Here is a 7,086-nt window from a genome sequence, read left to right on the forward strand (position 1 = left end):
CCCCTATTCTTCTTGGAGTTCTTCCCACGCGCTGTATTTGGCTTCGAGCTTCTTGGCAGTCGCTTCGTATTCTGCGGTGAGATCGGCGGCTGTCTGCTGGTCGGCATGGCTCTCGGGCAAGCTGAGTTGGTATTCAAGACCTTTGAGTTCCATTTCGAGCATGACGATCTCTCCTTCGATGTCGTGCACTCGTTTCTCGCGTTCTTCGGCGCTCATAGTGCGCTTGGGCTTGGCTGTCGGTTTTGGTTTGTCTTCTGTTTTTTCTGCCTGCGGGGCAGGTCGCTGTGTTTTTTCTTTGGGAGGTACGGAAGCTTGCTGTGCGAGGCGCAGTGCTTCTTCTTCGGCACGTTCGCGTTCTTTCATTTCTTGGTAATAGCTGTATGTGCCGTTGTAGGAGGTGAGCTTGCCGTCGTCGAGTTCGACGATCCAGTTGGCTACTTTGTCTAAAAAGTATCGGTCATGCGATACGGCGAGGAAAGTGCCGGGGAAGCTCATGAGTGCCGATTCGACGGCTTCTTTGGCGGGGATGTCGAGATGGTTGGTCGGTTCGTCGAGGACGAGGAAGTTGGCACCGCTCATCATCAGTTTGAGGAAGGCAACGCGTGCTTGCTCGCCGCCGCTAAGGTCGCCGATGATCTTATACACGTCTTCTCCGCGGAAGAGGAAGGCACCGAGATATCCGCGCGCTTGTTCGAGTGTGACGCCGAATTCGCCGACGATCTCGTCAAGTAATGTATTGGCATGATTGAGGCCTTCGTGATGCTGTGAGAAGTAGCCGACTTTGACGCGGTTTCCGAGTTTGACACGGCCTGTGGGGCTGGTAAGTTCGCCTGTGAGGAGCTTGAGGAGCGTGGTCTTGCCTGCGCCGTTGGGGCCGATGAGGGCGATGCCGTCACCGTTCTTGACGACAAGATCAAGTCCTGCGAACACGGTGCGCCCGTCGTAATGTGCGCTGACGTTTTCAAGCTCGGCGACACGCTGGGCACATTCTGCGGGCGGATGAAAGGCGAAGTATTGGAAGGTGGATGCTTCGGGCGGAAGGACGATGCGTTCTAAGCGTTTGAGCTGTTTTTCACGGCCGCGTGCTTGTTTTGATTTGATGCCTGCTTTGTATTTGCGGATGTATTCTTCGGTCTTGGCGATCTGTGCCTGCTGTTTGTCGTAAGCACTCTTTAGCGCGCGATCGTTGAGCGTTTTTTGCTCGAGGTAGCGTGTGTAGTTGCCGCGGTAGACGTCGGCGGTATGGTGTTCGAGCGATACGATGCCTGTTACGACGTGGTCGAGGAAGTAGCGGTCGTGCGAGATGAGGAGTACGCCGCCACTATATTCGGCGAGGAATTTTTCGAGCCATTCGACCATTTTGATGTCGAGATGGTTGGTAGGTTCGTCAAGGAAGAGGAAGTCGGGCTGGCGAATGAGGGCTTTGGCAAGGAGGATACGGGTGATCTGTCCGCCCGAGAATTCGCTTACTGTTCGCTCCATGTCTGCTTCGCCGAAACCGAGGCCGTGTGCGACGCGTCTGACGAGGGCTTCGTATTGGTAGCCGCCCGCCTGCTCATAAAGGAGTGTGATGCGTTCGTAACGGCGCATGGCGGTCGCAAGCTTTTCTTCGTCTTGTTCTTCGGAGATGATGGTTTCGAGGTCGGCGAGTTCTGCGCGCCATGCGAGGATCTCGTGATATGCGCTGTGAAGCTCGTCCCAGAGGGTGCGGTCGGTCATCTCGGTCTGTTGTTCGACGTAGCTGATGCGTACGCCTTGCGGGATGATGACTTCGCCTGCGGTGGCTTCTTCTTCGCCGAGGATACAGCGCAGGAGCGTCGATTTGCCTGTGCCGTTGGGGCCGATGAGGCCTATCTTGTCGCCGTGGGCGATCGTGAAGCTGACGTTATGAAAAATCTCATTTATGCCGAAGGCTTTGGTTAGGTCTTGGATTCTGATTACTTCCATGTGTGTTCTCCTATGTTTTCTATGGTATCCTTGCGAGCCGTTCGAGGTAAGCAAGGGTATTGTCTGTGTCGGTGCGATGTACGAGGTCGCAGAGGTGTATGATATGTCCGCTTGCGAGTGCGATGCCGTCTGTGACTGCATGGTGCTCGACGGCTCGATGCAGAATACGTATGCGTTCGTCCTGTTCTGCAAGGCGCGCGAGGATGGCGCGTGTCATGTCGTTCGATGCGATGTCTACGACGATGATTTCACTGTTTGCATGGTGGTCGATGATGCGCATGGCACTGCGGATGAGGTGTTCTATCTCATGTTCTGCGTTCTGCACGATGAAAAGAACGGTGGCAGGCGGTGTGTTGGTGCGCTTTTTATAGTGCCACAGTTCTTCAATAAGGCAATAGATGCCAAAGAGCGCGAGCGAGATGATGAGAACGGCTGTTTCATATCCGACGGTCATGTGGTTCCCTCCTTTTTGCTGTATCGTATGCAGGAGGGCATTATGTTGCTATTCGAGTATGATCCAGTTCTGTTTGATGGCAGTAAGTGCCGCTTGGGTACGGTCGGCGACGTTCATCTTGCGGAAGATACGCGTGAGATGATTTTTGACCGTTTTTTCGCTGATGAACAGTTCTTCGGCGATCGCCTGATTGGACATGCCTTGTGTGATGCATTTGAGGACTTCGAGTTCTCTGATGCTGAGCGGTTCTTGGCTCTTGTGCGGTGTGACGACGGCAGGTATTTCGTCGTCGGTGAATACGCGTTCTCCGCGCGCGATGCGCACAGCGGTATCAATGAGTTCGGCGGGGTCTGCGTATCGCGCGAGGTATCCGTATGCTCCAAGACGGAAGGCGGCGCGCCGTTCGCTCCGCTTGGTGGTGCCGATGAGAAGTACACGCGTCGTGCTGTGCATGAGGTATAGTTGATGGAGTATCTCACGGCTGTGAAATATGGGGATGTCATCACTTAGGATAAGGATATCGGGACGAAGACGCGCTGTTTTTTTGATGGCTTCTTCACCGTCTACAGCTTCGGCTGTCACGCGTATCCAGTCGCAGTCTTCGAGCGTACGTCTGATGCCGATGCGAAAAAGCGGTATGGCATCGGCTATGATGATGTTAGTTTTCGTTTTTCGCATAGGCGTTCCTTTCGTTTATGAAATAGGTCTTTTTTCCTATTCGCTGTTTATGTGAAAAATCCTTGCCGAGAAAAAAATAAGACGGCTCGAGGCCGTCTTATTTTGGTTACTGCTGTGCTTTTTTCTGCTGCATGAGTGGGCCGAGGATACGTTTGTAGCCTTCTACGCCCGGTTGATCGAATGCGTCTACGTTTGCAAGCTCGCCTTCGTATGCGATGGAGAGTGCCAAGAGGTAGAGAAGTTCGCCGAGGTGGAATGCATTCAGTTTCGGCAAATGGAATACTGCGTTCATGCGATCGTCGCCAACGAGTGCTTGTGCGTTCGATTCGAGTGCCGCCTGAAGTGCCGCACTGATAGGAAGTCCCGAGATATCGGAGAGCTTCGGTGCGGACGGGAAGGCATCGGGGATCATCGGATCGCTTTCCCACTGACCGACTTCGAGGAACTGGACGACTTTGTTGTGTTTGCCGTCTTGGTGCTGTTGTGTCTGCGCGTGCATGTCGGTGGTGCCGACTGCGACGATCGGTGTACGGCCGTAGAATACGGTGTCGCCGTTACGGTCGAGGCGTTTGCCGAGCGATTCTGCGAGAAGCTGGATGTACCATTCTGCCGTCGATTTGAGGTTGTCGGCATACGGCATGAATACTTCGATATCACGGCCGTATGTTTCGGCTGCGATGTATTTGAGTACGGCGTTCATAAGTGCCGGGTTGTCTGTTACGCTGTCCGTCTGACACGCTTCGTCCATGGCACGTGCGCCCGCGAGGAAGGCTTCGATGTCGAATCCGATGCAAGCGGCTGTGATGAGGCCTACTTCGGAGAAGATGCTGAAGCGACCGCCTACGCCGTCCGGTACGGAGAAGGTATCCCAACCTTGCTCGGTCGCGAGTTTTTTGAGAAGGGTCGGTTTTTCTTCGTTCGGGTCGGTGACTGCCGTAACGGATACGCTGATGCCTTCTGCCTGGCAGAGTGCCGTGTAGAGGATCATGAATGTTGCCATCGTGTCGAGCGTACTGCCCGATTTAGAGATGACGACGAGTTTTACACGATAGTCTTCACCGCCGTGTGCTTTCGCTTTGCGCGCATTGCGGAGAATTTCTGCGAGGAGTTCTTCTGTCGAGCGCGGGTCGAGGTTGTTGCCGCTGAAGTAGAGTTTCGGATAACCGCCGCGTTCTTCTTTCGTCATGGAGTTCCAATATGCACCGCATTGTACATCATAGAGTACGCGGTTGCCGAGATACGAGCCGCCGATACCGAACGAGATGACAGCATCGGTACTTTCTTTGAGTGCTTCACCAAAATCCAAGAGGCGTTTGATCGATGCAGGCGAGTTGAGATTGCCTTCTGCAACGTACGGAAGCTGGCTGAAGAGGACGCGTTCGGGTTCGCCGTCTTTCGACAGGTGGCCGCGAATAACGCCGTCACGACGCATCACACGGATAGCTTCTTGCGCCGCTTTGATCTTATCTTGGATCGCTTCGATATCAGCCGCAGTGATCTTGCCTTCGCCTACCATATTGGCATAGTCGAATGCAAAACCCGAGGCCAGTACCAATTTATCTTTGTCCATATAGTCACCTTCTTGTTATTGTTTGCGCGCAGTTTCCATCTGCGCCAAAATATCTTCTACTGCACGGTCGCTTGTTTCACGACCGAACATATCTGCCAAGTATTGTACGAAATTACGTCTGAGTTCGGGACGCTTCAAGGCAAATTCGACCGTTGCTTCCAAGAAGCCTTGCTTGTCGCCGATATCATAGCGACGGCCTTTGAAGCGATATGCATACATCGGCTCATTCTGTGCCAATGTACAAAGCGCGTCTGTCAGCTGGATCTCTCCGCCTTTGCCCGGCTGTTGCGTAGCAAGGATGTCGAATACTTTCGGCGAGATGATATATCGGCCGAGCACGGCAAGGTTCGACGGTGCTTCAGCGACAGCAGGTTTTTCTACCAAATCGCGCACTCGCCAGACATCGTCCGTGATCATTTCGGGTAATACGATACCATAGCTCGATACCTTATCTTCGGCGACTTCCTGTACGCCCAAGATACTGCCTTCGTATTCGCTATATTTGTCGATGAGCTGACCAAGACATGGTCTGTCGGCATCGACGACATCATCGCCGAGCATGACAGCGAACGGTTCGTTGCCGACGAACTGTCTGGCACAGAGGATCGCATGACCGAGCCCTTTGGCTTCTTTTTGGCGGATATAGTGGATATCCACATCAGCGATCTCTTGTACCAATGAGAGAAGTTCGTCTTTGCCTTGCTCTTTGAGCAGTAATTCCAGCTCAACAGAACGGTCAAAGTGGTCTTCGATCGCTCGTTTATTGCGTCCCGTGATAATGAGTATCTCTTCGATTCCAGAAGATATAGCTTCTTCGATGATATACTGGATCGTCGGTTTGTCTATGATGGGAAGCATTTCTTTCGGCTGCGCTTTCGTCGCAGGAAGAAATCGCGTACCGAAACCTGCCGCCGGAATGATGGCTTTTCTGATCTTCTTCATCTGTCTGCTCCTATATAGTCGTCCTTAGTCTGCTGTTTTTCTGCCGGTATTATCCGCGGATGAGGCTTACGAGTTCCTGTGTTTTTTCATCGAGGAGCGCTTTGTCGCCGCGTGCTTCTACATTCAAGCGGAGAAGCGGTTCCGTATTCGACGAACGAACGTTGAAACGCCAGTTTTCGTATGCGATGCTAAGACCATCCGTTTTGTCAACAGAGAGTGCGTTCGGTGCATACGTTTCTTCGATCTTGGCGAGAACGGCTTTGGAATCAGCTACCGTGCTGTTGATCTCACCGCTGATCGGATAGTTGTCGGTCATGGACTGTACGAGCTGACCGAGCGTTTTGCCCGTTTTAGCAAGAAGTTCTACAACGAGGAGCCACGGGATCATACCGCTGTCGCAATAGGAGAAGTCTTTGAAGTAATGATGTGCCGACATTTCGCCGCCATAGATCGCTTCTACATTGCGCATACGTTCTTTGATGAACGCATGACCGCTCTTACACATAACAGGTGTGCCGCCTGCCGCTTCGACAAGCTCGATCGTGTTCCAGATAAGACGCGGGTCATAGATGATCTTCGCACCTTTATTCTGCGCAAGGAATGCCTGTGCCAAAAGGCCGACCATGTAGTAACCTTCTACGAGAACGCCGTTTTCGTCGAAGAGGAAGCAGCGGTCAAAGTCGCCGTCCCATGCAACGCCGAGGTCTGCTTTTTCTGCAAGAACTACGCTTGCCGTTGCATCACGGTTTTCTTCGAGAAGCGGGTTCGGTACGCCGTTCGGGAATGTGCCGTCCGGCTCATGGTTGACTTTGATAAATTCAAACGGAAGTTTGTCCTGGATCGCATCAATAACAGGACCTGCCGCACCGTTGCCTGCATTGACAACGATCTTGAGCGGTTTCAAGACCGATGTATCAATGTATGTTAAGAGATGTTCGATATATTCAGGCATGCAGTTGACATCGTATACTTTACCGAGCTCTGCTGCTTTTTCGGGAAGTTCACCCGAGAGTACTTTGTCGCGGATATCCATAAGACCCGTATCGGCACTGATCGGGCGGGATTCTTTGCGAACGAGTTTCATACCGTTGTATTCCTGTGGATTGTGGCTGGCAGTTACCATGATACCGCCGTCGAGGTTCATATGAGCCGTCGTGAAGTAGATCTGTTCCGTACCGCACATACCGATATCGAATACGTCGCAGCCCATTTCCGTCAGACCGAGCGTCAAAGCATCAACGAGTGCTTTACCGGACAGACGGATATCGTGACCTACTGCCACGCTTTTTGCACCGAATTGTTCAGCGAAGATACGACCGATACGATACGCCATTTCCTCATTGATCTCATCAGGAAAACGACCGCGAATATCGTATGCCTTGAATGCAGTTCCTTTCATTTCCATGTTAAATTCCTCCTCTTATTTTCTTAATAGATTATCTGATATTAGCACACTACGATTTATATACGCATATTATACATATTCTAGATAAGA

Annotated in this window: 6 protein-coding genes; all 6 read right to left on the bottom strand. The window is 52.2% G+C overall.

Features of this window, described 5'->3' with window-relative positions:
• Positions 1-3 precede the first annotated feature (3 nt).
• The 6 genes from IJN28_07525 to IJN28_07550 all read right to left on the bottom strand — a co-directional run bounded on the left by IJN28_07525 (position 4) and on the right by IJN28_07550 (position 6,996).
• Positions 4-1,947 (bottom strand): ABC-F family ATP-binding cassette domain-containing protein, encoded by a 1,944-nt coding sequence (locus tag IJN28_07525; protein MBQ6713617.1) that lies wholly within the window; start codon positions 1,945-1,947, stop codon positions 4-6.
• A gap of 19 nt (positions 1,948-1,966) precedes the next feature.
• The gene (locus IJN28_07530) at positions 1,967-2,401 is read right to left on the bottom strand and encodes a glycosyltransferase (GenBank protein MBQ6713618.1); all 435 of its coding nucleotides are present in this window, start codon (positions 2,399-2,401) and stop codon (positions 1,967-1,969) included.
• 48 nt (positions 2,402-2,449) lie between these two features.
• Positions 2,450-3,079, bottom strand: a complete 630-nt coding sequence (locus IJN28_07535) for a response regulator transcription factor (protein MBQ6713619.1) — start codon at positions 3,077-3,079, stop codon at positions 2,450-2,452.
• A 106-nt stretch (positions 3,080-3,185) separates the two neighbouring features.
• A complete protein-coding gene (locus IJN28_07540; protein MBQ6713620.1) occupies positions 3,186-4,649 on the bottom strand; it encodes a glucose-6-phosphate isomerase in 1,464 nt (487 codons plus the stop codon).
• A gap of 15 nt (positions 4,650-4,664) precedes the next feature.
• Positions 4,665-5,591: a UTP--glucose-1-phosphate uridylyltransferase GalU gene (gene galU, locus IJN28_07545; protein ID MBQ6713621.1), complete on the bottom strand. Its 927-nt coding sequence runs from the start codon at positions 5,589-5,591 to the stop codon at positions 4,665-4,667.
• A gap of 49 nt (positions 5,592-5,640) precedes the next feature.
• A complete protein-coding gene (locus IJN28_07550; GenBank protein MBQ6713622.1) occupies positions 5,641-6,996 on the bottom strand; it encodes a phosphomannomutase in 1,356 nt (451 codons plus the stop codon).
• Positions 6,997-7,086: the final 90 nt, after the last annotated feature.

The organism is Selenomonadales bacterium, from assembly GCA_017442105.1.
Lineage (GTDB): Bacteria > Bacillota > Negativicutes > RGIG982 > RGIG982 > RGIG982.